This window comes from Desulfobulbus sp., assembly GCF_031547805.1.
Taxonomy (GTDB): Bacteria; Desulfobacterota; Desulfobulbia; order Desulfobulbales; family Desulfobulbaceae; genus Desulfobulbus.
Window position 1 is genome coordinate 40947 of record NZ_JAVBRQ010000032.1, and the last position, 26232, is coordinate 67178.

The window sequence follows — 26232 nt, forward strand, 5'->3', positions numbered from 1 at the left end:
TTGTGGCATACATATAAAAAAATGTTGACAAGTTAACGGCAAAAAGATAATTGGTAATACCAATTGAAGAACAAACGCGCGCGCTTTTGTAGGAACCCGGTATCGCCCCGATTCCGGGGTTGTTCATCCACCCTCCGCTCAAGGAAATTTGCCCATGCCCTGGATTCAAAACTATACCCCTGTCGGGGAAAGCCTCGGAATGTCGGCTTTGGTCGCCGCGGTTCCGCTGGTTGTCATTTTCATTTGCCTCGCGTTGCTCAAAATGAAGGCGCACAAGGCCTCGCTGCTGGCGGTGGCGTCAGCGCTCGCCATTGCCGTCGTCGTATGGGGCATGCCGCTTAAGCTGGCCGGCCTGGCCTTTGGTCAAGGCGCGGCCTTTGGTCTTTTTCCGGTCTTCTACATCGTGCTGACCACCCTGTTTCTCTACAATATCACCGTCGAAGGCGGTCAGTTCGAGATCATCCGCGCCTCCCTGGCTGGGCTCACCGCCGACCGCCGTATCCAGGCGCTGTTGATCGCCTTCTGCTTCGGGGCCTTCATCGAGGGCGCCGCCGGCTTCGGCACGCCGGTGGCCATTGCCGGCGCCACCCTGGTGGGGCTCGGCTTCCGGCCGCTGTATGCCGCCGGCATCTGTCTGGTGGCCAACACCGCGCCGGTGGCCTTCGGTGCCATCGGCATCCCGGTGGTCGCCCTGTCGGCGGTCATGGGCTATGACGACACCGGCATGATGAAGCTCTCGGCCATGGTCGGCCACCAGCTGCCTTTCCTCTCGCTCATGATTCCTTTCTACGTCATCGTCATGATGGCGGGCTTCAAAAGGGCCATGGAAGTCTTTCCGGCGATCGCGGTCTGCGGTCTGGTTTTTGCCCTGGCCCAATACGTCACCGCCAGCTTCATCGGCCCCTATCTGCCGGACATCACCGCCTCGTTGGCCTCCATGGCGGCCCTGGTGCTGTTGCTCCGTGTCTGGCAGCCCAAGGAGAATTTCGTTTTCGCCCACGAACAGCAGGCGATCAAGGAAGAGCACAGCTACACCGGCGCCCAGATCTTCCGCGCCTGGACCCCGTACCTGTTCCTCACCGTCATGGTGCTGCTCTGGGGCATTCCCTCGGTAAAAAATGTGCTCGACCAGAGCAAGGTGGTCTTTGCCGTGCCCGGTCTGGACAACATGATCGTCAAGAAGGTGACCACCCCGGACGAGGGCCTGCGGCGCATTGCCGCGGTCACCGGTGAGATCGACAAGCTGGCCGCGGCCCTGCCCCAGAGCGATACCCAGGGGGCAAAGGCGCTGGCGGTGCTCGGCGAGCTCAAGGCCCTGCAATCGAATCTGGCCCCGGTCGAGCAGCGATTGGTCGGCAAGGGCGCGGTGTTGCCCGAGGAGCGCTTCACCGCCTTTGAGCCGATTTTCAAGAAGGCGGATGAGCTGAAAAAGCTGGGCGAAGACCTGGTGCGGGACAAGGTGGTGGAAAAAGATCAGTTCAAGGCGATCAACAAGGCCCTGGCCGATCAGCTGCCCGCCCGGATTCCGGCCAAGTACACCTTTAATTTCATGTCCGCGGCCGGCACTGCCATCCTGATCGCGGCCCTGCTCTCGGCCTTGGTTTGCGGCGTGCGGTTCGGGTCGGTGTTCAAGATCGCGGTCAAGACCGTCGTCGACATGCGCTACCCGGCCCTGACCGTGGCCTCGGTCCTGGGGCTGGCCTACATCATGAACAATTCCGGCATGACCAATTGCCTCGGCTTGGCCTTCACCAAGACCGGCCATTGGTTCCCGCTGATCGCGCCGCTGCTCGGCTGGCTGGGCGTGTTCCTCACCGGTTCGGACACCTCCAGTAATGTACTGTTCGGCGGTTTGCAGAAGGCCACGGCCGAGCAGTTGGGGATCAGTCCGATCCTGACCGGCGCAGCTAACACCAGCGGCGGTGTCATGGGCAAGATGATCTCGCCCCAGTCGCTGGCCGTCGCCACCGCCGCCTGCGGCATGGTGGGCGAGGAGGGCACTTTGTTCCGATTCACCCTGAAGCATTCGCTCTTCCTGACCTTCCTGGTCTGCGTCATCGTCTATCTCCAGGCCTATCACCTGCAGTGGATGATTCCGTGATCGCGCCATTTGTCCCTTTTCTCCAGGAGTTGTCCGGTTTGTTCCCTCTGTCCGGATGACGCGCCCCCCTGGAGAAAGGGACGAATACCTGCGGCAGGGTGCTTCCCTATGGACCTTGCCGCACCCCCCTTGTCTTTGGGGGACGCCAGCGCGTCCCCCTTTTTTTATTCCGATCGCAGTCTGTCCGTTCTGGCAAAAACGGGAGCGCGACAGCGGGGAACGGAGCAGGAAGGTGTCCGATGTACGCATTTTTCCATGGGCTGGCGAGCGCCGCCGGCGCATGGATCGCCTGGGTGACAACCTGTTGCAATGTCAAGGGTATTGGAGTAGAAAGGGTTGGTTTAGGGGCCACTTCCATCTGAAGCCGGGGACAGCATGAAATTCAAGCCGATCAAACCGAAAAAGGTTTCCAGCCAGATCGCCGACCAGATCCGCGACTCCATTCTTGCCGGCGACTTCACTCCCGGCGAGAAGTTGCCGCCGGAGCGCGAGCTGGCGGAAATGTTCGGCGTATCCCGGCCTTCGGTGCGCGAGGCGCTGAATTTGCTTGCCTCGTCGGGCCTGGTCATGTCGTATCAGGGCGGCGGCACGGTGGTGCTCTCCCTGGTCGAGGCCGGGCAGGGCAATACCTTGAGCGACCTCATTCGCAGTCAGCAGGAGCGCGCGCTGGAGGTGATCGAGGTCCGTAAGTGCATGGAATCGTGGACCGCCTACTACGCGGCCCAGCGGGCTCTGTCCGAGGACCTGTGCCGGATGGAGGAGATCCTGGCGGGCATGGAAAAAAATCTGGTTGCGGATCTGCCCTCGGAGGATCTCGACGCCAACCTGCACATCGTCATCGCCCGCGCCACCCACAACGTTGTCTGGCTGCACCTGATGCAGTCCATCTTCGATGCCATGAAGGAATTCCAGCGCGGGGTCTGGCGCGCGGTCTACCTCACCACCGAGGATCGCAACCTGCTGTTCCGCCACCACGCCGACATAGTCGCCGCCATCCGCTCCCGCGATGCCGATGCCGCCCGCGACACCATGCTCCATCATCTCACCTTTGCCGAAAAACGAAGCATCGCCTACGTGGCCCGGGGCGCGGCCTGACCGTACCGCCCAGCCGGCAAATTTTTCCCGCCCACCTGTTGTTTTCAGCCTCATCGCCGCCTTCTTTCCGGTGGTTATCTCCTCTTGCAGTCGAAGAAATATTTGACAGATCAATTTCTATTTGATAATTGGTATGACAACAATACCGCAACCGCGGCCGGTTCTGATTTCAAGCAGTTAGGCGGGCAGACCGAACCGGTCCGGGCAACCCCATCATACGAGGATCGCCGACATGCTTGAGGCAGCCATCATAACGGAACTTGAAAATCTGGCAGGAAAGGAAAACGTGCTCACCGGCAAGGTCGACCTGGTGGCCTACAGCTACGACGCCACCGCCGACATGCCCAAACAAACCCCGGATGTGGTGGTTCTGCCGACCAGCGCCGAGATGGTCCGGGACATTGTGCAGCTGGCCCGACGCAACCGGATCGCCATCTATCCCCGCGGGGCCGGCACCAATTTGAGCGGCGGTACAGTGCCCTTGAAAAAGGGGATCGTGCTTTCTTTTCAGAAAATGAATCAAATCGTGGAGATCGATCCGGCCAACCTCACCGCCGTGGTCCAGCCCGGGGTGGTCATCGCCGCCCTCAACGCGGCGGTCGCCCCCCACGGCCTGATCTACCCGCCCGATCCCGGCACCGTGGCCACCGCCACCATGGGCGGTTCCGCCGCCGAGAATTCCGGCGGCCTGCGCGGCCTCAAATACGGGGTCACCAAGAATTACATCATGGGCATGGAGGTGGTCCTGGCCAACGGGGAAAAGGTGCGCTTCGGCGGCAAGACGGTCAAGAACGTCACGGCCTACGATTTCTCGAACCTGTTCGTCGGCTCCGAAGGCACCCTGGGCATCATCACCGAGCTGACCGCCAAACTGATTCCAGCCCCCAAATACCGGCGTACCATGATGGGCGTTTTCAAGACCCTGGCCGACGCGGGCAATGCCGTGGCCGGCATCATCGCCGCCCAGGTCATTCCCGCCACCCTGGAGATCATGGACCGGATGACCATCCGCACCGTGGAGGATTTCGCCCGCATCGGCCTGCCGCTGGATGCCGAGGCCCTGCTGCTGATCGAGGTCGACGGCATGGCCGAGGAGGTGGTCCGGGCCGAGGCCGAGGCAACCATGCGGGTGGTGCGCGACAACAACGGTGACCTCAAGGCGGCCGAAACCGACCAGGAGCGCGATCAGCTGTGGACCGCCCGCCGCAACGCCCTGCCGGCCCTGGCCTCGCTCAACAACACCGTGGTCTTGGAAGACGCCACCGTGCCCCGTTCGCGGATCACCGACATGCTGGTGGCCTGCGAGACCATCGGCAAGAAATACAACCTGACCCTGGGTACCTTCGGCCATGCCGGCGACGGCAACCTGCATCCCACCATTCTCTGCGATAAGCGCGATCCGGACGAGATCCATCGGGTGCACCAGGCGGTGGACGAGATCTTCGAGACCGCCCTGCGCTTCGGCGGCACCCTGTCGGGCGAGCATGGCATCGGCATGGCCAAGATGAAATACCTGGGCGACGAACTCGGGCAATCCGGGCTCGATTTGATGCAGACCATCAAAAAGGCGCTTGATCCCGATGCCATCCTCAATCCGGGCAAGATGGTGCCCCAGCGGGAGAATTGACCATGGCGGCGCAAACGAAAAGCCCGGAAGCATCGGGCGAAAAAACCTATTACGACGAGTTGGCCGTTGTCCGCGAGGAACTCGACAAGTGCATGAAGTGCGGCAACTGCATGGCCGTCTGCCCGGTGTACGGGGCCGAACGGGTCGAGTCGGCGGTCACCCGCTCGAAGATCGCCGTGGCCGAGGCGGTGCTTGCCGGCGAACTGGCCTTGGACGACCCGCAGGTCTACGAGATGCTGTTCAACTGCCTGGTCTGCAAGTCGTGCATGACCAACTGTCCGACCAAGGTCAATTTCGACCGGATCATGCTGGCCTTGCGCGCCGCCCTGGTGCGCAAGAACGGTGTGCCCTGGCTGAAGAAGGCGATCTTTTCCACCTTGAAGCATCCCGCCCTGTTCGATACCGGCATGCGGCTGGGCGCGGCCCTGCAGGGCCTGGCCTTCAGGAACGAAGACAGCTGCCGGGCGATCCTGCCCCGGACGCCCCTGGCCAGGGTGGGCGAGCGGATCGGGTTTGACGGTGAACGGCGGCTGCCGGCTCTGAACGACACACCGTTGCGCGACCGGACCGACGAGGTGGTCCGAGTGGAGGGCGCGGCGATGAAGGTGGCTTTTTTCACCGGCGACTCGCTCAACTATTTCTACCCGGAAACCGGACTGGACCTGATCGAGGTCCTCGTGGCCAACCGAATCGAGGTGCATGTTCCCAAGGCGCAGAACTGCTGCGGGGTGCCGGTCCTGGTGCACGGCGACGTCGAGACCGCCCGGACCCTGGCTCGCAGGAATATCGACACCTTCGAGGCCACCGGCTGCGCCTACTTGATCACCGGCTGCGGTTCCTGCGGCGGCGCCTGGCAGCACGACTACCCCGAGCTGCTGGCCGCCGATCCGGTCTACGGGCCCAAAGCCCGCCATTGGGCCGGGCGCACCTACGATATCTCCACCTTCCTGACTCGCGTCATCGCCCTGCGGCCGCCCCAGGGCCGCATCGAACGCACCGTGACCTATCACGATTCCTGCCACCTGAAAAAATCGATGAAGGTGGCGGCCGAGCCGCGCGAGATTCTCCGCTTAATTCCCGGCCTGGTCTTCAAGGAAATGGCGGCCCCGGATGCCTGCTGCGGCAGCGGCGGTTCCTATGTGCTGACCCACTATGAAACCGCCGGCATCATCGGCCGCAAGAAGGCCGAAGACATCGAGCGCACCCGGGCCGATGCCGTGGCCACCGGCTGCCCGGCCTGCATGATGCAACTGCTCGACAATGTCAACCGAACCGATGGTCACCAACAGGTCACCCATTTCGTTTCGCTTTTGGCCGAATCGTACCGCCGGGAAAAAAACGGGCCGCGCCCGCACCGCTAAACTGTCCTTCGTTGCGCAAAAATAAAGCGAGGCCGGAGACAGTCGTCTCCGGCCTCGCTTGGTGGTTTTTCAGCTCCGGCCCGCTCCTCGGTCACGCGGCGGCGGGACACCTCGAACACACTCTCCGCCACCCGAGCAGACGGGCAAGTCCTTCACGCCACCCCCTTGCGCTGATCGCCCTCGAATTGGCTGCAGCGCGTCAAATAATCGCCGATGATCGTCGTCACCTCCTCCGGGGTATCGACCAGGTGGAAGAGATCCAGATCGCCGGGGGCAATCGCCTGATGGGGAATCATTTCGGTTCGGAGCCAGTCGATCAATCCCTGCCAGTAGCTCGTGCCGAACAGGACAATGGGAAACCGCCGGATTTTTTTGGTCTGGACCAGGGTCAGCGATTCGAACAATTCGTCCATGGTGCCGAAGCCGCCGGGAAAAATGACATAGGCCATGGCAAAGCGGACAAACATCAGCTTGCGGATGAAAAAGTAGCGGAAGGTGATGCTGCGGTTTTGGTAGTGGTTGGGATGCTGTTCCCGGGGAAGGGTGATGTTCAGTCCCACCGAGGTGCCGCCGGCTTCGAAGCAACCCCGGCTGGCCGCCTCCATGATGCCGGGGCCGCCGCCGGTGATCACCGCCAGGTTCATCCTGGTGAGCAGCCCGGCCGTGGCGCGCGCGGCCTCGTAGTAGGGCGCGTCTTCCTTGAAGCGGGCGCCGCCGAAGATCGAGACCGCCGGTCCCAGGTCGTTGAGGGTTTCGATGCCGTCAATCAGTTCGGCCTGGATGCGGAACACCCGCCAGGCCTCCGAAGTTCTGAGATCGTCCATAGCAGGTAACAAGGCAAAACAGGCGAAGAGGCATTGCCTCCCCGCCTGTCGAACGGTTTATCAGCCCGTGGGCGCGGCGCCAACGGGCGACGTGTTATCGATCAAAGGCTCTTGAAGAAGTCGTTGCCCTTGTCGTCCACCAGGATGAAGGCCGGGAAGTCGACCACCTCGATCTTCCAGACAGCTTCCATGCCCAGTTCGGGATAGTCGATGCACTCGACCTTCTTGATGTTCTCCTCGGCCAGCAAGGCGGCCGGGCCGCCGATGGAGCCGAGGTAGAAGCCGCCGTGCTTCTTGCAGGCGTCGGTGACCTGCTGCGAGCGGTTGCCCTTGGCGATCATCACCATCGAGCCGCCGTTGGCCTGGAACAGGTCGACATAGCTGTCCATGCGGCCGGCCGTGGTCGGGCCGAAGGAGCCGGAGGGCTTGCCGGGCGGGGTCTTGGCCGGGCCGGCATAGTAGACCGGATGGTTCTTCAGATAGTCGGGCAGCGGCTTGCCGGCGTCGAGCAGCTCTTTCCACTTGGCGTGGGCGATGTCGCGGCCGACGATGATGGTGCCGGTCAGGGACAGGACGGTGGAAACCGGGTATTTGGTCAGCTCGGCCAGCACCTTGGCGATGGGCTGGTTGAGGTCGATCTTCACCGAATGGCCGCCGGTACGGTTGCGGTATTCCGCCGGAATCAGACGGCCGGGATTGTCGTCCATCTGCTCGATCCACAGGCCTTCCTTGTTGATCTTGGCCTTGATGTTGCGGTCGGCCGAACAGGAAACGCCCATGCCCACCGGACAGGAGGCGCCGTGGCGGGACATGCGGACGACGCGGATGTCGTGGGCAAAGTATTTGCCGCCGAACTGGGCGCCGAGGCCGAGTTTCTGGGCCTCGACCAGCAGTTCTTGCTCCAGTTCCAGATCGCGGAAGGAGCGGCCCAGCTCATTGCCGCTGGTGGGTAGGTGGTCCAGGTACTTGGCCGAAGCCAGTTTCACGGTCTTGAGGCAGGTCTCGGCCGAGGTGCCGCCGATGACAAAGGCGATGTGGTAGGGCGGACAGGCGGCCGTGCCCAGGGTTTTCATCTTTTCCACCAGGAATTTCTTCAGGGTGCCGGGGTTGAGCAGGGCCTTGGTCTCCTGATAGAGATAGGTCTTGTTGCCGCTGCCGCCGCCCTTGGCCAGGAAGAGGAATTTGTACTCGCCGCCCTTGGTGGCGTAGATGTCGATCTGGGCCGGCAGGTTGGTCTTGGTGTTGACCTCGTCGTACATGGTCAGCGCCGCGTTCTGGGAATAGCGCAGGTTTTCCTCGGTGTAGGTGGTGTAGACGCCGGCGGAGATCATCTCGGCGTCGTCGCAGCCGGTCCAGACATTTTGTCCCTTCTTGGCCACGACGCAAGCCGTGCCGGTATCCTGGCAGATCGGCAGCACATAGCTGGCCGCCACCTCGGCGTTGCGCAGCATGGCATGGGCCACTTCCTTGTCGTTGCGCGAGGCTTCGGGATCGGCGAAAATCTTCGCCACCTGCTCGTTGTGGGCCGGGCGCAGGCGGAACGACACTTCGCGCATGGCCTGGTTGGCCAGGACTTTCAAGCCTTCGGGATCGACTTTGAGGACTTCCTGGCCGTTGAAGGTGTCGGTGGCGACATACTTCTGGGAACCTTCCAGCAGCCGGAACTTGGTGTCATCCTGACCGAGCGGAAAGGGATCCTGATACACAAAACCTGCCATAATCATGCTCCTTGTTGAGTGAAAAGACGACGATAAGGGACCGGCTGAACCGGGCCTCCCGACAGACAAACAACGCACGGCTGTTGCGGTCCAGGGGATGCGGCAGTAGTGCGCGGCCGGCATCCCGAAATCCTGGGCCGTCTTCGCGCCAGGGCCTCCGCCGGGGCGAAAGCCGTCCGCTGGCACGACGAACAGCGGGCCGGACAAATGTTCAACCGTATCTTTTACCCTGCACCGGCGACAAAGGCAAGACGGGAACGGCGGGTAATTGCCGCATTTAGTGATTGTTTTGGCCGAAAAACGGGGTGCGCTAGACCAGTTCCGCCATTACTTGATTGGCCAGCGGCAATCCCCTGGCGCTGAGGAACAGCCGGCCGTCGCGCAGGACGAGCAGGTGCCGGTCAAGGAGGCGGGCGAGGGTCGGGCCGTAATATTCGGGCAAATCGATGCCGAACCGTTGCCTGAGTTCGGCCAGCTCCACGCCGGCCGTCATCCGCAGGCCCATGACCACTGTTTCGCGAAAGGCGGCTTCCCGGTCGAGCCGTTCGCTCTCGCACCATCCCGGCGAGCCAGCCGCCACGGTGCGGCAAAAGGCCTCCAGGTCGGCCACCGCCAGCCGCCGTTCGCCCTTCAGGGCGGAGACCGCCCCCGGCCCCAATCCCAGGTAACAGCCGTTACGCCAGTAATTGAGATTGTGCCGGCACTGGCTGCCGGCCGTGGCATAGTTGGAAATCTCGTAGCGTTGCAGGTCGCTGGCGCCGACGGTCGAGTCGATGGCGGCCATCATCGCCAGGATCTCGTCCTCGCCGGGCAGCCGCCAATCTCCCCGTCCGGCGGCCAGGGCAAAGGGCGTGCCCTGCTCGACGGTCAGTTCGTACATCGACAAGTGGACCGGGGCCAGCGCCATGGCCCGGTCCAGGGTGGCCTGCCAGGCCTCGACCGTTTGGCCGGGCAAGCCGTACATCAGGTCGAAGCTGAGATTGGCAAATCCAGCTCCACGGGCCGCCGCAATCACCTCCAGGGCCTCGGCGCCGCGATGGATGCGGCCGAGCAGGCGCAGTTCCGCATCGTCCAACGATTGCACGCCCACGGACAGCCGGTTGAAGCCGGCCCGGCGCAAATGCGTCAGGCCCGCCGCATCGACGGTGCCGGGGTTGACCTCGACGGAGATTTCCGGCTCCTCAACAGTAAAGGCAAACAGGCGGCGCGCCTCGGCCAGCAGGCCGGCCAGGGGCTCAACCGGAAGCAGCGACGGCGTGCCGCCGCCGAAGAACACGGTGGCAAAGGTAAGCGCCCGCACCTCGGGCAGGGTGGCGGCCAGGCGCATCTGTGCCTGGATCGCGGCCAGAAATCGGGCGATGTCGCCGGGCTGCGGGGGAAAGGAATGAAAGCTGCAATACGGACATTTGCGCCGGCAAAAGGGCACATGCACGTAGAGCCCGGCGCTGGCGGCAAGCTCCATCAGCCGACCCGGTCGAGCAGGCGGCGGCAATCCTCGCGGATGCGCCCCATGATCCCCTGGTCGACAAAACTGTAGACCTGGTCGCCGCTGCCGATGATCAGGTGGTCGAGAAGCCGGATGTGCATGAACGAGCAGACCAGGTGGAGCGAGCGGGTCAGCTCCTCGTCCTGGCGGGAGGGGCTCAGGTTGCCGGAAGGGTGGTTGTGGGCGAGAATGAGGGCGCTGGCGTTGCGGGTCAGGGCGGCCTTGACCAGTTCGCGGGGGTAGACGGTGTTGGAGCTGACCGTACCCTCGGCCACCACCGCCGAATCGATGATCCCATGGGCGGCGTCGAGAAAGATCACGGTAAGCACTTCGTGCTGCAACCCGCGCATGGAATGGATCAGATAATCGGCCACCTCGCGGGAAGAACGGACATAGTGCTTGCCGACGATGCGCTGGCGGAGGTAGCGTCGGGCCACCCCTTGGATGAAGCGGAGGGCAAAGATGTTCTTGGGGCCCATACCCTTGATCCGCTGTAACTCGTCCGGGGCGGCGTCGAGGACCGCGGGCAGGGTTTTGAATTGGGCAAGCGCCGCTCGGGCCGCCTCCTTGCAGTCGGAGCGCGGGGTACCGAAGGTCAGCAGCAGCTCGATGATCTCGCTGTCGGTGAAGGCGTCGATGCCCTGGCCGAGGAACTTGTCACGAAGCCGCTGTCGATGGCCCTCGCCCTTTTCCTGCCAGTCGCTCTTGTGCAAAGGTGTTCCTTGTCGAAAGTTGCGGCCGAGCGGTCAAGGCGTCGTCATGGACGTAACCGCTCCTTTGCCCGGATGGCCGTCACGAGGCCCGCGCCGCCACGTCGAGCGGGAGAGCGCGGGCGCACGCAGCCTCACATCTTCAAAAATCCGGACAGTTCCCCGCGAATCCGGGCCAGGGTTTCGGCGCAGGGATAGTCTTCCTCGTTGCGCACCTTATCGTACATGGCCTGTGCCTCCTGGCCCAACTCGACCAGGCCGCACTGCTGGATCATACCTTTGATGGTGTGGCAGGCCAGGTTCAGGTCCTTCTGGTTCTGTTCGGCCAATGCCTTGTCGGCCAGATCGAGGTATTCGTTCAGGCTTCGGCGGGCCGAATCGACCAGTTTCGCGACCTGAGCATCGGGCAAACGGGTCGATTCCTTGATGCTGCGAGCTATTTCCGCCGCCAGTTCCGTGCCGCTTTTCATTATCTCCTCCTGAGGTTGGGCAGGTTCCGGCGAATCGGGTGGGAGGGGGGACTCCGCCGGCGGAGTATCCTGCCCCGTGGGCATATCCGGGGAGGCCGCCGAAGCGTGCCGTGCCGGAACGATACCGTGGAAACGCTGCTGTGATTCTATCCGGGGGAGTAAATCGGCGAGCGTTGCTATAAGTGACTGATATTTAAAGGGTTTGCTGACATAAGCGTCCATGCCGGCCTGCAGGCATTTTTCCCGGTCCTCGCTCATGGCGTGGGCGGTCATGGCGACGATCGGAATGTGGCCGCCCCCCAATTTACCGCGCAGAATCTCGACCAGGGCGGTCGGGACGGCCTTGGCCGGATCGGCCCCCCGCTCGATATCGCGGATGGCCTCGGTGGCGGTGATGCCGTCCATGCGCGGCATTTGCACATCCATGAGAATCAGGTCGAAGGCGCTGTCCGCCAGGGTCGACATGGCTTCGAGACCGTTATTGGCGGTCGTCACCTGATGGCTTTCCTCCAGCATCATGCGCGCCACATCCCGGTTCATCTGGTTGTCGTCCACCACCAGAATCCGCAAGCCCTGGATGGAGTGGATCTGGTCCAGGGTGGAGGGCCGGGCGGCGAGGTCTTCCTCTTTGGCCGGTTCGGAGGGGATGACGACGTGGAACGAGGTGCCGACATTCACCATGCTGTCCGCCCAGATGCGTCCGCCCATCAGGCCGACGAGCTGTTTGGAGATCGCCAGGCCGAGACCGGTGCCGCTGTATTGGCGGGAATAGGAGGAATCGACCTGCTCGAACCGGTTGAACACGCTGTCGAGTTTTTCCTGGGGAATGCCGATGCCGGTGTCGGAAACGATAAAATGCAGAGCCCCGCCGCCGGAATCCTCCGCCTCATCCTGGCTGACCGAGATGGAAATCGATCCTTCCGGGGTGAATTTGACGGCATTGCCGACCAGGTTGAGCAAAATCTGCCGCAGGCGCATTTCATCGCCGATGAACAGAGGCGGCAATGAAGACGACGGTTCGTTGAGCCACAACTTCAAGCCCTTTTCCATGGCCGGCACGTTCATGATGGAAAGAATGCTCTCCAGCAGTGAACGCAAATTGAACGGCCCGACGCAGAGTTGCAGCTGGCCGGCCTCCATTTTGGAAAAATCGAGGATGTCATCCAAAAGCCGCAACAGGTTTTCCGCGGAAATGGCCACCGTTTTCAACAGGAAGCGCCGTTGTTCCTCGTTTTTCGCCTTTTGCGCCAGCGAGGTCATGCCGATGATGGCGTTCATGGGCGTGCGGATTTCGTGGCTCATGTTGGCCAGGAAAAGGCTTTTTTCCTTGTCCGATTCCTCGGCCCGCTGCTTGGCGTCCTGGTAGACGGCGATGGATTTTTGCAGTTGGTCGGCCATTTCGTTGAGCGCCGTCCCCAACTGGCCCATCTCGTCGCGGTTGGCAACGGGCAGGCGGGAGGAAAGATCGCCGGATTTGAAACGGCCCACCGCGCGGATGAGATCGGTCAGCCGTTTGGTCATGCTGGAGGCGATCCAGATGGCAACTCCGATGACCAAGACGATCATCACCAGGGTGGAGATGGTCAGGGTCCAGCCGGTTTCCTCGACCGAGTTCCGGATGGTGGTCAGCGTCTTCTTCTGGTCCTCGGCCAGGGTGTTTTCGTATTCCTTGGTGATGACCCCGAGCCGCTCGGAGGTCTCCGTGGCCGCCCGGTGAAATTCGTTGATGTCCGCGCCGATGGTGACAAAGCCGAATCCTCGCGGACTCGCGCCGTAGATGCCGGTATAATACGGTATGGAGGCTGCGGTGGTGAGTTTCCACAGGCCGGTCCAGAGGATGACAAACGAGCCTGAGCCGCCGTGCTGGGTCAGCGACATCCAGCCGCTGCATTGGGGGGCGAAATTGAGGTAGCGGCAATCCAGGCCGACAAAACCGGCCTTGGTAAAGGCGGAAACCGGCTTTTTCTTGTTGGTCTGCTCCAGGTATTGGGGCGCGGTTTTCTCAAAAGCGCTGAATACGCCGTTGGCTGCTTCCCAGATGGGCAGAAGCTCGGAACTGATCCAGGGCAGGGTCTCCTCGCCGGTGTTCGGGTCGTAGCCGACGATGGAATGGTCGCGGGGATGGCAGATGCTGCGGCCCAGGTAATCCCAGATAAAGGCGTAGTTGCCGCTGCCGGCGTCGGCGATGGCGGAGAAACGTTCCTCGGTGGGCAGGACGTGGTCGGTGAACTCTTTGAGGTGGGTGTGGTCAAGGGCCAGCGAGACATAGCCGACTTTCTTTCCATCCTTGAAAACCGGGGCAACCCAGCGCACCAGCCCCTGAAAACGCTTGCCCACCGGATTTTCCTTGCCGGCGTAGCCTGCTTTTTCGGGTTCGAAGGGGATGCCGCGCTTCTCGGCCGCGGCAGGCGTGTACACGCCGACAATCGGTGACGGCACATACGGGCCGATCACCTTGGAGACATAGATTTCCCCTTCCTTCAGCTTTTGCGCTTCCGCAAAGTAATCTTCCGCCTTGCACCAGGTGTTTTCCCGGTGCGAGATATTGCGCAAATCCGGCGGCAGCACCTTGGTCAGCGAGATCTTGATTTTTTCCTGACCGGCGAGATCGAAAAACGTCATCTCGTGGTAGAGCGGCTGCATGGTGCGGATGCCGGGGCGGTCGGGCGGACTGTAATGAAAGTCCTTTTCGTTGTCCGGCGCGCCGTAGGGCACCTGGGCAGGCGTATCGAGGGGAGCCGGCGGCTCCTTGGGCACCCAGGCCGTCTGCTCCTTGTTGAGCACCCACTCGTGGGGGCGCACGACCTCTTTTTTATAGACCGAGACGAATTTTCGGTAGGCTTCCTCGTTGACCGGCAAGGCCGAGGCCTGGATGATATTGTCATCCCTGGCATAGAGAAAATCCGCCACCTGCCTGGCCAGATTGGTGGTGAGCCGTTCGATGGCCTCCCTGGATTTGAGATCCAGGGCCCGGATGGAGCTTTCGGTGGCCAGGGCGCCGGTCTGGTTCACCAGGTCCTGAGTGGTGCGCACCACTTCGTTCGATTTGTCGATGAACGCCTCGCCAAGCTGGCTTACCTGTCGGTCGGCCACGAACATCAAGCCAATCAACGGCAGGACCTTGATGACGACAAAAAGAAGAATCAGCTTTTCCCGCATGCCGAACCAACCGGTCTTGACGGCTGATTGTCCGGGAGAAGGCGGCAGCTCGAGGCTGCGGGGCGGTTGTTTTGACTCGGTCATGGGGTGCACATACCTGGTTCGGTAAGAGACAGCAATAATTTCAAAAGCAAATTAAAATCAAGACGCTATAATTTCAACCAAATACTCAAAGAATCGTCAGCTCCCTCGCACTGTCGACACGGCCCCGCCGCCAGAAATGGCTTTTAGCGTTGCAGCAATGTTTTTTTTATTCATTGCTTATCGGTAGGAAAATCCGGATTTGCATCAACAAAAATGCGTAGTGCAGCTTTGGCGACGATATCAATGATTGCAGCTGGCATCGCGCACAGGGCAACAGTGTCGAGGCCAGCACCGGCCGAGTTCCGGTGGCGCCGGTTTTTCGGTGGGCCAAGCCGGGAAAGTGGAATGATCGGGAGTCGGCCTGCCGCACCCGTTCAAAGACGGGAGCGTCGGTTCGGTTCCTGATGCAGTGACATGACTGTCGTTTCCGGAAAAGACCCGCGCTTGGTTGTTTCGTCTCCAGACAAAAGCGCGTATCCGTTCTTCGCCGCGGCCGGCCGGGGCACCGGCCGGAGCCCGCCTAATTGCCCAATTCCTGCTGGAAAAGCTTGTTGGCCAGCTGCGGGTTGGCCTGACCCTTGGTCTTTTGCATCAGCTGGCCGACGAAGAACCCCATCACCTTGGCCTTGCCCTCGCGGAACTGCTGCACCTGGTCCGGATTGGCGGCCAGGATCTCCCGCACCAGTGCAACCAGCTGGCCCTCGTCGCTCATCTGCACCAGCCCCTTGGCCTCGACGACAGCCTCCGGATCGGCACCGCTGGTGAGCATTTCGCCAAAGACCGTCTTGGCGATCTTGCCGGAAATCGCCCCTTCCTCGGTCATTTTGAGCAAGCGGGCCAATTGGCCCGGCTTGACCGGGCACTCGCCGATTCGCTCCGGGCCGTAGTCGCGCAACAGCTCGGTGCCGATAAAATTGGCGAGCTTCTTGGCGTTGGCGAACTCCTGGAGGGCGGTTTCGAAAAAATCGGCCAACTCGCGGGAGCCGGTGAGAATGGCCGCATCGTAATCGGTCAACTCGAACTGGCTGGCAAAGCGCTGCCGCCGTTTGTCCGGCAGTTCGGGCAACTCGGCGTGCACCCGCTCGATCCAGGTCTCGTCGAGTACCACCGGAATCAGGTCGGGGTCCGGGAAATACCGGTAATCGTGGGCTTCCTCCTTGCCGCGCATCGACTCGGTCCGGCCGTGATCCGCATCCCACAGCAGGGTTTGCTGCACCACCTGGCCGCCCTCGAGGAGGATGTCGCGTTGCCGCCGCTCCTCGTATTCCAGCGCCAGCTGCACGTTGCGAAACGAGTTCATGTTTTTCAGCTCGGTGCGGATGCCGTATTCCTCCTGGCCTCGGGGCCGCAGGGAAATGTTGGCATCGCAGCGGAAACTGCCCTCCTGCATGTTGCCGTCGCAGATGTCGAGGTAGCGGACAAGGGCGTGCAGTTTCTTGAGATAGGCGGCCGCTTCCTCGGGCGAGCGCAGGTCCGGCTCGGAGACGATCTCCAGCAGCGGGGTGCCGGTGCGGTTGAGGTCGACATAACTGAACGGTTCGCGGTCGTCGTGCACCAGCTTGCCGGCATCTTCTTCCATGTGAATGCGGGTGATGCCGATGGTTTTGGGCGCCTGGCCCTCCACCTCGATCTCCAGCTGGCCGTGTTCGCAGATGGGCAGTTCGAATTGGGATATTTGGTAGCCCTTGGGCAGATCGGGGTAGAAATAGTTCTTGCGGGCAAACCGGTTTTCTCGGTTGAGGGTCGAATCGGTGGCCAAGCCCAGCTTGATCGCCGATTCCACCACCTTGCGGTTGAGTACCGGCAGCGAGCCGGGCATGCCCAGGCAGACCGGACAGGTCTGGGTATTGGGCGGCGCGCCGAATTCGGTGGAGCAACCGCAGAAAATCTTGCTTTTGGTCTTCATCTGGGCATGGATTTCCAGCCCGATCACGGTTTCAAATTCCATGGGAATACTGTTCGCGGCAGAGGTTATGCGGCTTGGACGCCAGCGTTGATCCAGGCGCGGATCTTGAGCAATTCTTCGTTCCAGAGCGTTGACGCCCTGATATTGATGAACATGCGGAACAGGTCGTCGACCAGCCGGGTCAGATGCTCGATCAGTGCTATCCGCTCCAGGATGCGGCCTTCCAGGCTTTCGGCCCGGCCGTCGTCCTCGTCGGCCCCGGCGGTCTTGGGTAGGCGGATGTTGCGGAATTCGAAGGTCGCCGCGGTCAGGGTGACGCTGAATTCGTATTCGCCCCAGGCCAGGCGGACGCGGGCCTGTTCGGGTTTCTTGGCCAGCCCGAGCCCGGCCCGCGCTTCCTTGAGTTCGGTTTGCAGACCGCGGCAGATAACCTTTTCGTTGGCCTCGCCCTCGCCGTATTCGAGTAGCATGTGCTTCTCGAATACCACCTGGACATCGCCCCGTCCAGGTACTTCGACGCTGCCGCCGCGCTCTTCTGATTTATACCATAGCCAGGCAAGAAACTCCTGGCCAACAAATCGCTTTTCTTGAATGAGATCGACAAGATCCATGTGTGATTCTTCCGTTCGTTGCGTGCCGCTTTCGGGTTAGAGCTCCAAGGTCAGCGACTCTTCGCTGCCCTTTTTTTGCTGGGCCTCGACACTTTTTTGAAAAATGGCCGCGGCCCGTTGCTGGTATTGCCTGGCCTCCTCGGGATGGCGCAGGTTGCCATGCAGCTTGGCCAACTCCTGCAGCACGGCGGCCACGCTGGGGTGGTCCGGGCCGTAGGTCGCCTCGTGGATTGCCAGGATTTTTTGGTAGCAAGATTCGGCTTCCCCGTACCGCCCCACGAGGCGATAGGATTCGCCCAGGTTGTTGAGGCTGATGGCCAGTTGCAAATGGTTGGGGCGCAGCGTTTTTTCCTGGATGCGGACCAGCCGCTCGTACAAAGATACCGCCTCGGTTTCCATTTCCAGCTCCGTGCACAGGGCCGCCAGCTTGTCGAGAATGGCGGCCAGGGCGGGATGTTCCGCGCCTTTTTGCTTTTCGACAATCGCCAGGGCCTTCCGGTACAGAGACACCGCCTTGTCGTACTCGCCCAGCGTCTCCTGCAATTCGCCGATCTGGAACCAGCAGGTGGCCAGCTCGTGATGGTCTTGGCCCAGTTTTCTGGCCAAGGCCGTCATGGACTCCTTGTACAGCGGCCCGGCCTTCTGATGTTGACCGGCAAGGACATGGGTGTACGCCAGTTCCCGTTGGGCCAGCGCCAGGGCCAGGGGATCGTCAGCGCTGCTCTTCCGGGCCAGGCGCACCAGCGATTCCAGCCAGGGAATGGCTTCTTTGTAATTGTAGAGCGTGCGCGCCACCCGGCCGGCAGCCTGCAGACCGCACCAATCATCCGGCTCCAGGGCGACTGCCTGCCGGTACTGGTCCAGCGCCTGCTGCAAATCGACCCGGCATTCGGCCAGCTGCCCCCTGCAGAAGGCGATTTTGCCAGCCATGGCGGGCGGCTGCCCGCCCCATTCGGCCAGGCATGCTGCCGCGGGTTCGGCATTGCCGCCGCACAGGTCGGCGACCGCTCCCTCCAGGGCCGGTTGTGTCCCCGACTCCCGGCGTAATTGAAGCAGAGTGTCCAGAACCCGCTGCAAGCAGGCGACTTCCTCGGCGTGGCTGTCCGCGATCAGGGCCAGCCTGTCGTTCATGACCACCAGCTCGCGCTGCAATCTGTCGCGCAATTCTTCGTCCCGATCGGCAATGGCCTGGGTCAGTAAAGTGCGTTGCCGATCCTCCAGGCCGTTCATGCGGCTTGCGTAGGCATCCAGACTGAGGCGAATTGTCGGTGCGTCGGATGTCGCCTGGATCGTGGCGGTGCTCGGTTCTTCCGCCACGATCGCCTCGCCGGCCGGCTGTTCAGCCGGTTCTTCGTCTACGGCGGCCTGTGCAACAACGGCCTCGGTCGATTCGGCCGCCAGCTGCATCTCCTCCTGTTCCGGGACAATCGGTGCGGCAACAGGAGTGGGTTCGCCCTCGTCGATCTCTGGCTGCGGGGGGGCGGTTAGTTCGTCTGCCAGGGCGGGTTTGCCTCCGCTCTCCACTTCGAGCGGCGGCATTGCCGCCTCGGCCAAGGGCGAGGATACCCCGGCATCATCCCGCACCGGCGACTGCTCCGGAGTTGCAGCCGGTTCGCCGGTCAATTCCTGGGGGGCGGCGGCTGGTATCGACTCGGGATCGGTACGCATGGCGGCTCGCTTGCGTCCGGTTCGCGTTTTCCACACCAGGTACGCCGCGAGCAAGGCGACGACAAGAAGCGCCCCAAGTATCGAGCCGTTCATTTCTCCTCCATTGATTAGGGACTGGCGTCCGGCTAAAGCAGGATGGCGGGTCGCATGGCCTCGTAATGATCCAAGGCGTCCCCTTCGGCCAAGTGCTGGCCCGTCAGCCACGGGATCTGCAGAATCAGCGACAGATTGAAGGTTTCCTTGAACAGGTCTTCAAGCAGGGCCATGGCCTTTTTGCTGGTCGAAAAAAAGAGGAGGGTGCTGTCGGCAAGATTCCAGCATAAATCATAGGTTGCCGGCACGGCCGGGGCATTGCGGATCAATTCTGCCCGGACGCGCTCCTTGATTTCCATTCTGGCCGCCCGCGCAAGCCGCGGAATCTGCTTCTCCCGCTTGATCCGCTCTTCCTCCTTCATGACAAATTTCTTGAGCACCGCCGGTGCCACCTTGCGTTCGTCCACCCGCATGGTCAGGGCGATGTAATCGCCGGCGGCATAGGAACTGTAGGCAAAACCGGCATCGAACATGTCGGCGACCGACACCCAGCCAATGGAATACTCGTCCATGGTGTCGTCGATATCCCGAAAACTCAAGGCCGCGATCCGTTGGCTCGCAACATCCCAGAAAGAGGCGGGCAGTTCGCCCACCACCGAAAACCGTGTCAGCGACGCCGACCCTGTCAGCAACCCCATAGCTTCTCGAACTCCATAATGAATAACGGACAAGACGTATTCCGTCCGATCAAATCGATTGTAGGAAGAAGATTGTACTCGCAAACCCGCCGCGAGACCATAAGGAAATGTGGAGAAAGATTCGTTGCGGCCGGAGCGGGACGACTTGGCGCGGCGGGCAAAAATCAGGTTTCGATCGCCATTTTTCATTGACACGCCAAAGAGAAATTAGTAGAGAGATGCTCTCGAAGTTAAGGGTCGTTAACTCAGTCGGTAGAGTATCTGCCTTTTAAGCAGAGAGTCGCGCGTTCGAGTCGCGCACGACCCACCATTATGCGATCAAATTTAGTCCCCATCGTCTAGCCAGGTCCAGGACACCGGCCTTTCACGTCGGCAACACCGGTTCAAATCCGGTTGGGGACGCCAAATATTTCAGCCAGTTAGCTACCCGCTGATACAGACGCCTTGAAAGTGATGCGCTTTCAAGGCGTTTTTGTTTGTAGAATCGCTTAAACCCGGCAGGACATCAAGAACCTCTCGATTGTCAGAATCGAGGAGTGAATATGGCGAGCCGTCGTGGTAATGGCCACAAAAAGAAAACCCGCTGACAGCTCGAGTGTTTCTCGTAGCCATAACAGCGGGTTGTAAAAAATGGTGGAGGCGCCGGGAGTTGAACCCGGGTCCGAAAATTCTCCCCTCGTGTCTCTACATGCGTAGTTCCGGGATTATGTCTCGCATCCGCTTCTCACCCGGAACCGGGATAGTCGGTTGCCAGCCTGAAAAATCTCGTCATCCGTGCCCCAGGCATGCACGGACAACCAGCCTGTGAAGTCGACGCTCCGAATCCGGCCTTACAGGCGAAAGCCGGTGGAACGGCATGGCAGGTTAAGCTGCCAGTGCGTAGTTATAATCGTCTGCGATTATATTTAATTCCGCCAATTTTACGAGCTGACAGAAACTCGGCATGCAACAACAAGCTTCAATATCCCCGTCGAATCCGTTTCGCCCCCATCGATGTGCGTCAAAGGTGATGTGCCGGCCGGCATGCAGGAATCAGTCGTCATGGCGCATGGAGCGTTCCATTTCCCGATTCGACTCCCTCTCCTTGAGTGCCGCCCGTTTGTCGTAGAGTTTTTTGCCGCGGGCCAAAGCCAGTTCGACCTTGGCCTTACCATTTTCAATAAAATAAATCTTGAGTGGGATCAGCGCAATGCCTTTCTCGTGGAGTTTGCCGATGAGCTTGCGGATCTCGCGTCGATGCATCAGCAGCTTCCGGACCCGAAGAGGATCCTGGTCGATATGGGTGGCGTAGGAGTAGGGCGAAATGTGGACATTGTACAGAAAAACCTCGCCGTCCTTGAGCTGGGCATAGCCGTCGCGGAGATTCACCTTGCCGGCACGCAGCGACTTGACCTCCGGCCCACTGAGCACCATGCCGGCCTCGAAGGTCTGCTCGATATGGTAGTCGTGAAAGGCTTTTTTGTTTTTGCTGACGATTTTCTGTCCCATGTTTTGCCGCTCGCTCCTTATTCCCGTTTCGCCGCAACACTATAGGGAGTGTTGACCCGAACGCCAGGAAAAAATCATCCCGCCTCGGTTTCTCCGGTCACCCGCAGCACCTCCTCCACAGTGGTCAGTCCGGCCAAAACCTTCCGCCAAGCATCCTCGCGCAAAGTGGTCATGCCCTCCCGGATGGCCATCTGCCGCAGTTCCATGCCGTTGGCCTTGGCGGCTATCAGTTTTTTCATCTGGTCCGACATCGGGAACACCTCGAAAATGCCGATCCGCCCCAAATAACCGGTATTGCGGCATTGGAGGCATCCCTTGCCCTTTTTCAGCTCGACCAGTTCCTGGTTGCCGACCGGAAAGCCGAGTTTGCGCAGACCCGCGCCATCCACCTTGTAAGGCTCAATGCAGTGGGGACAGTTGCGCCGCACCAGCCGCTGGGCCAGGGCGCCCAGCATGGTCGAGGCGATGAGAAAGGGCTCGAGCCCCAGGTCCTGCAGACGGACGATGGTCGAGACTGCGTCGTTGGTGTGGAGGGTGGAGAACACCAGGTGTCCGGTCAGGGCCGCCTGAACGGCATGGGTGGCGGTTTCCAGGTCGCGGATTTCGCCGATCATGATCACGTCCGGGTCCTGGCGCAGGATGTTGCGCAGGATGGTGGAGAAGGTGACGTCGATCTGCGATTGCACCGCGATCTGATTGAAGTCCTCGTGGACCATTTCCACCGGGTCCTCGACGGTGACGATGTTTTTTTCCGGCGAGGCGATCTGCTTGAGGGTGGAGTACAGGGTGGTCGACTTACCGCTGCCGGTCGGGCCGGTGACCAGGACAATGCCGTGGGCGGCGGTCATGAAGCTGTTGAAAACGATCCTGTCCCGCCGGGCAAAACCGAGATGGTCCAGATCCTGGAAGATGACTTCGGGATTGAGGATGCGCATAACCGCTTTCTCGCCAAAGGCGACCGGAACGGTGGAGACCCGGAGTTCCGCCTCACCGCCGCCCTCGCCCGGGCGACCGATCTTGATCCGGCCGTCCTGGGGCCGCCGTTTTTCGGCGATGTCCATCCTCGCTAGGCTCTTGATCCGCGAAACAATGGCGGCATGCACGGCCTTGGGCAGTTTGTAGATGGTGTGCAGGACACCGTCGATCCGGAACCGGACCAGGCAACTGTCCCGCTTGGGTTCGATGTGGATGTCGCTGGCCCTTTGCTCCAGGGCGTACACGAACAGGTGGTTGACCGCCGCCTTGATGTGCTGATCCGTGGAACTCAGCTCCTTGGTCGTGGCCAGGCGCACGTACTGCTCGAGGTTGCCGATGTCGACGGTGGCGGATGAGCCGCTGCTGACGAACTGGGACTCGGCGGCCGTGATCGAGCGCTGGAAGCCGAAAAACTCGGCCAGGATTTTCTTGATGTCGGTCCTGGTGGACAGAAACGGCCGGACTTTGACCTGGTTGACCCGCTCGATATCCTCGAGCACCGGATGAATATCGGGGTGGTAGGTAACAATGTCGAGGATGCCGTTGTTGAGGCCCACGGGCAGGATCAGGTGGTTGACGGCAAAGGACCGGGGGATCGTCTTGGTGACCGTGTCCATGTCCAGCTCAAGGGGATCGAGCTTTTTGAAGGGAATCTTGAGGGCGTGGCTGACAGCCTGGATGATTCGCTCCTCGGTCACCGGTCCGGGGGGCGGCCCGGCGCTTTCCAGCTCGAGCGAAACGATGATGTCCACCATGTCGGGAAAGCCCTTGTCCCGCTTGGTTTCCTCCTCCTGCCGCCGGGCTCCTTGCTGCTTAAGCAGTTTCTGTCGCTGCCGCCCCTTGTGCAGGAGAACCAATTTCCGCTGTTCGGCGGAAAGCAACCGCTCTTTGACAAGTACATCCAGCAGGGTATCACTATTGAGAAAAGACATGGGCACCGGTGGGGGAAGGGGACAAAAGCAAAACCGCCACGGCCCGGCTGCTTCCGGCAGGGCGGAAAGGCGCGGGGCGGCGCGATGAACATGCCGACATCGGAGCGAGGCGGTCCCGCAGCGGGCGAGAGCCCGCCAAGATCAACTTAGTTCGGCCAGCCGTGGGCGCCGATCAAATCGACGAAGCGGACTTGTTCGATGGTGGTCACCGTAATGCCGCCGTCCCGTTTGTCCACGACCTGCAGCTCCTGCACGTCCTGGCCGCCGACCGGCATGACCAGACGGCCGGGATCGGCCAGCTGGGTGACGAGCGGCTCGGGAATGCGGGGGCCGCCGGCGGTGACGATAATGGCGTCGAACGGGGCCTCCGAGGGCCAGCCGACGGTGCCGTCATCGATGCGCGAGACGATGTTGTAGTAGCGGAGCCGGTCGAAAACCTTTCTGGCCCGGCCGACCAGGGCATCAAGCCGCTCCACCGTGTACACCTTCTGGCAGAGGCGGGAGATGATCGCCGCATGGTAGCCCGATCCGGTCCCGATCTCCAGCACCTTTTCGGAGCCGGTAAGATGCAGGGTCAGGGTCATGAGGGCCACGATGTAGGGCTGGGAAATGGTTTGCCCGGAACCGATCGGCAGGGGAAAGTCGCCGTATGCATGCGCCTGGATGGCATCCTCGACGAACAGGTGCCGGGGGACGGTCCGCATCGCTTCCAGCACCCGCTGGTCGGTGATGCCGCGGGCCACCAGCTGTTCGTCGATCATGCGCTCCCGGTTGATGTCAAAGGTCGACGGCGGGCTCACTTGACTTCCTGGTCCCAGGTGAAATCTTCCCTCCATTTGCGATCCGACTGATTGAAGTTGCGGAATTCGCAATTGGTGACGACATCGTTGCTGACCGTGACCACGATCATCTCGTAGCCGGTCGGTCCGGTCATCGAACCGAGCACCGGCATGGAGCCGAATATGCCCGGCCGGTTCTCGAAGTAGACGTACTCGCTGACGCCGGGGGCCACTTCCCGCCGGCCATCGGGTTCGCCGAGGTATTTTTGCATCTCTCTGGCCGTGGTCTGACCGGGTTTGATCAGGGCGGCGTCGGATGCCAGGTGGCGTACCTGCTTGGAGTGACAACCGCCAAGCAGAAGAAGTGTGCACAGCAGCACGAACAGGGGGTGTCGCATCGATTCCCTCCAGGAACACTCCGGACAAATAAAAAGGTTGTGTTCATATATCGTGAACACAACCTTTTTTCAAGTTCTGATCCTGGGCTTTCCTGGAAATCCAACAAAAAACCGACCCGTTAGACGACAAAATGCCTGTCGGGGCGGTGGAAAAGGTCAGGCGGCGTCTGCCGGTCCGTCGGCAATCCGTTCCAGAATGCGGTAGTTTCGCCGGACCATCACCATGGGATCGACGAGGAGCCCGGCCTGGATCATGGCATTGTCGTACAACTGCTCGACCAGGTCCTTGGCAAATTCGGGATCCGCCTCCCGCAGGGCCGCGAGTTTTTTGATCAAGGGGCTGGCGCCGTTGATCTCCATGTCTTTCTTCGAGCCCATGCCAAAGGCCTCGCCCTGGCCGGAGGCCTTGAGGATCCGTTCCATCGAGGAGGTCATGTAGCCGTCGACGTTGACAATCATCGCCGGACTGTCCACCAGGCGATCGGAGGACTTGACCTCCTGGATGCGGTCGCCGAGCACCTCCTTCATCCAGCGGCAGAGCGAGGTCAACACGGCGGCGGCCAGCGGCTCGGCCGTTTCCTGGGCAGCAGCCGGGTCCGCATCCGCGGCGGGCTCGGGCAGGCTTACGTCGGCCCGGTCGGCGGAAACCAGCTTCTTGCCGTCGTATTCGCCCAAATGGTTGAGAACGAAATCGTCGATCGGCTCCAGGGTGTAGAAAATCTCGATGCCGCGCTTCTTGAACAGTTCCACGTAGGGGCCGTATTCCACTGCAACCCGGCTGGGGCCGTTGATGTAATAGATCTTGTCCTGGCCGTCCTTCATCCGGCCGACATACTCGTCCAGGGAAATCATGCTGCCCGGCTCGCTGGCCGAGGATTCGAAGCGAAGCAGCTTGGCCAGCTCGGTGCGGTGCTCGAAATCCGAGGTCACGCCCTCTTTGATGAAAATGCCGAAGGTCTGCCAGAATTCGCGGTAGGCGTCGGCGTCGCGGCCGGCCTCCTCGGCGAAAAACTTGATCACCCGCTTGGTCAGCACCTTGCGCAGCTTGACCACCAGGGCGTTGTCCTGCAGCGACTGGCGCGAGATGTTGAGCGGCAGGTCCTCGGAATCGACCACCCCTTTCAGGAAGCGCAGCCACTCGGGCAGGATGTTCTCGCTGTGCTGGTCGATGAGCACTTTCTGGCAGTAGAGGTTGACGCCGGGTTGCATGCGGCCCATGCCCAGCACCTCGAAATTCTCCTTGGGCACGTACAGCAGGGCATTGATCGCCAGGGGCGCGTCGGCCGAGAAATGGAGCCGGTAGAGCGGTTCGTCCACCGCGTTGGCCACGAATTTGTAGAACTCGGTGTATTCCTCGTCGGTGATCTCGGATTTGGACCGGGTCCAGATGGCCTGGACCGTGTTGACCTTTTTCCCTTCCACCTTGACCGGAAAGGGGACAAAGGTGGAGTATTGCTGGATGATGCGCTCCAGAGTGAACTTGGAGGCATAGGTGTGGGCGTCGTCCTTGAGCTCGATGATGATTTTGGTGCCGCGGTGCAGGCCGGGGCAGGGGCCGATGCTGTAGGTGCCGCCGCCGTCCGAGCTCCACTCCCAACCCTCGCCGCCGTCCCAGGAGCGGGTCTGCACCCGGACCGATTTGGCGGCCATGAACACCGAATAGAAGCCGACCCCGAACTGGCCGATCAGGTTGACGTCCTTTTTCGCGGCCTCGGCCAGTTGCTCGAAGAAATGCTGCGATCCCGAGTGGGCGATGGTACCCAGGTTGGTTTCCAGCTCTTCCCGGGTCATGCCGATGCCGGTGTCGGCGATGGTCAGGGTGTGCTTCTTGTCGTCGCCGTCGATGACGATTTCCAGAGGCACGTGGCTGTCGAACTCGATTTTCTCGATCAGGCTCTGGTGGCGGAATTTTTCCAGGGCGTCGGCGGCATTGGAAACCAGTTCGCGGACAAAGATGTCGCGTTCGGTGTAGAGCGAGTTGATGACGATATCAAGGACCTTTCTGGTCTCCGCCTGAAACTGCTTGGTTTCAACCTGTGCTGTTGTCATGGGGCTGTTCCTCTCCAGGGTACAAGGGCTGTTTCGTTGACCGGAAAGACATGATTTTCC

At 61.2% G+C, this 26232-nt stretch carries 18 protein-coding genes, 2 tRNA genes and 1 other RNA gene; 6 read left to right on the forward strand and 15 right to left on the reverse strand.

Annotation, left to right across the window (positions count from 1 at the left end; all coding sequences use genetic code 11):
* The first annotated feature begins 154 nt into the window (after positions 1–154).
* The 4 genes from RMR13_RS11640 (at position 155) to RMR13_RS11655 (ending at position 6184) form a co-directional block, all read left to right on the forward strand.
* Positions 155–2101, forward strand: a complete 1947-nt coding sequence (locus RMR13_RS11640; RefSeq protein ID WP_310600796.1) for an L-lactate permease — start codon at positions 155–157, stop codon at positions 2099–2101.
* 375 nt (positions 2102–2476) lie between these two features.
* Positions 2477–3196 (forward strand): FadR/GntR family transcriptional regulator, encoded by a 720-nt coding sequence (locus tag RMR13_RS11645; RefSeq protein WP_310600797.1) that lies wholly within the window; start codon positions 2477–2479, stop codon positions 3194–3196.
* A 232-nt stretch (positions 3197–3428) separates the two neighbouring features.
* Positions 3429–4823: an FAD-linked oxidase C-terminal domain-containing protein gene (locus RMR13_RS11650; RefSeq protein WP_310600798.1), complete on the forward strand. Its 1395-nt coding sequence runs from the start codon at positions 3429–3431 to the stop codon at positions 4821–4823.
* Between the two features lie 2 nt (positions 4824–4825).
* Positions 4826–6184 carry a (Fe-S)-binding protein gene (locus tag RMR13_RS11655; protein ID WP_310600799.1) on the forward strand — a complete coding sequence of 453 codons (1359 nt, stop codon included), beginning with the start codon at positions 4826–4828 and terminating at the stop codon, positions 6182–6184.
* 152 nt (positions 6185–6336) lie between these two features.
* Here RMR13_RS11655 and RMR13_RS11660 read toward each other — a convergent pair whose 3' ends face one another.
* From RMR13_RS11660 to rdgC, 9 genes are all read right to left on the reverse strand, one after another.
* The gene (locus RMR13_RS11660) at positions 6337–7008 is read right to left on the reverse strand and encodes a TIGR00730 family Rossman fold protein (protein WP_310600800.1); all 672 of its coding nucleotides are present in this window, start codon (positions 7006–7008) and stop codon (positions 6337–6339) included.
* A gap of 101 nt (positions 7009–7109) precedes the next feature.
* Positions 7110–8726, reverse strand: coding sequence for a fumarate hydratase (locus tag RMR13_RS11665; RefSeq protein ID WP_310600801.1), 1617 nt, complete (start codon positions 8724–8726; stop codon positions 7110–7112).
* A 310-nt stretch (positions 8727–9036) separates the two neighbouring features.
* Positions 9037–10188: a radical SAM family heme chaperone HemW gene (gene hemW, locus RMR13_RS11670; protein ID WP_310600802.1), complete on the reverse strand. Its 1152-nt coding sequence runs from the start codon at positions 10186–10188 to the stop codon at positions 9037–9039.
* Positions 10188–10925, reverse strand: a complete 738-nt coding sequence (gene radC / locus RMR13_RS11675; RefSeq protein ID WP_310600803.1) for a RadC family protein — start codon at positions 10923–10925, stop codon at positions 10188–10190. Before radC ends, hemW begins: the two co-directional genes overlap by 1 nt.
* Before the next feature lie 131 nt (positions 10926–11056).
* Positions 11057–14635, reverse strand: coding sequence for an ATP-binding protein (locus RMR13_RS11680; protein ID WP_310600804.1), 3579 nt, complete (start codon positions 14633–14635; stop codon positions 11057–11059).
* Positions 14636–15155: 520 nt separating this feature from the next.
* A complete protein-coding gene (gene gatB, locus RMR13_RS11685; RefSeq protein ID WP_310600805.1) occupies positions 15156–16583 on the reverse strand; it encodes an Asp-tRNA(Asn)/Glu-tRNA(Gln) amidotransferase subunit GatB in 1428 nt (475 codons plus the stop codon).
* 23 nt (positions 16584–16606) lie between these two features.
* A complete protein-coding gene (locus tag RMR13_RS11690) occupies positions 16607–17152 on the reverse strand; it encodes a hypothetical protein (RefSeq protein ID WP_310600806.1) in 546 nt (181 codons plus the stop codon).
* Positions 17153–17188: 36 nt separating this feature from the next.
* Positions 17189–18913, reverse strand: coding sequence for a tetratricopeptide repeat protein (locus RMR13_RS11695; RefSeq protein WP_310600807.1), 1725 nt, complete (start codon positions 18911–18913; stop codon positions 17189–17191).
* A gap of 32 nt (positions 18914–18945) precedes the next feature.
* A complete protein-coding gene (gene rdgC, locus RMR13_RS11700; RefSeq protein WP_310600808.1) occupies positions 18946–19551 on the reverse strand; it encodes a recombination-associated protein RdgC in 606 nt (201 codons plus the stop codon).
* 234 nt (positions 19552–19785) lie between these two features.
* Between rdgC and RMR13_RS11705 the strand changes: the two genes are divergently transcribed.
* Together RMR13_RS11705 and RMR13_RS11710 are read left to right on the forward strand one after the other, a co-directional pair.
* Positions 19786–19861: transfer RNA gene (locus tag RMR13_RS11705), tRNA-Lys, on the forward strand.
* Positions 19862–19878: 17 nt separating this feature from the next.
* Positions 19879–19956, forward strand: a tRNA-Glu gene (locus tag RMR13_RS11710).
* A gap of 226 nt (positions 19957–20182) precedes the next feature.
* Here RMR13_RS11710 and ssrA read toward each other — a convergent pair.
* The 6 genes from ssrA to htpG form a co-directional block, all read right to left on the reverse strand.
* Positions 20183–20540: a transfer-messenger RNA gene (gene ssrA / locus RMR13_RS11715) on the reverse strand.
* Between the two features lie 43 nt (positions 20541–20583).
* Entirely contained in the window at positions 20584–21039 is a 456-nt protein-coding gene (gene smpB, locus RMR13_RS11720; protein WP_310600809.1) for an SsrA-binding protein SmpB, read from the reverse strand.
* Positions 21040–21113: 74 nt separating this feature from the next.
* A complete protein-coding gene (locus RMR13_RS11725; RefSeq protein ID WP_310600810.1) occupies positions 21114–22946 on the reverse strand; it encodes a GspE/PulE family protein in 1833 nt (610 codons plus the stop codon).
* A gap of 146 nt (positions 22947–23092) precedes the next feature.
* Complete coding sequence (locus tag RMR13_RS11730; protein WP_409070290.1) at positions 23093–23707, reverse strand: protein-L-isoaspartate(D-aspartate) O-methyltransferase; 615 nt, start codon at positions 23705–23707, stop codon at positions 23093–23095.
* A 35-nt stretch (positions 23708–23742) separates the two neighbouring features.
* On the reverse strand, positions 23743–24123 hold the full coding sequence (locus tag RMR13_RS11735) for a hypothetical protein (RefSeq protein ID WP_310600812.1): 381 nt from the start codon (positions 24121–24123) through the stop codon (positions 23743–23745).
* A 156-nt stretch (positions 24124–24279) separates the two neighbouring features.
* Positions 24280–26172, reverse strand: a complete 1893-nt coding sequence (gene htpG / locus RMR13_RS11740) for a molecular chaperone HtpG (protein ID WP_310600813.1) — start codon at positions 26170–26172, stop codon at positions 24280–24282.
* Positions 26173–26232 lie beyond the last annotated feature (60 nt).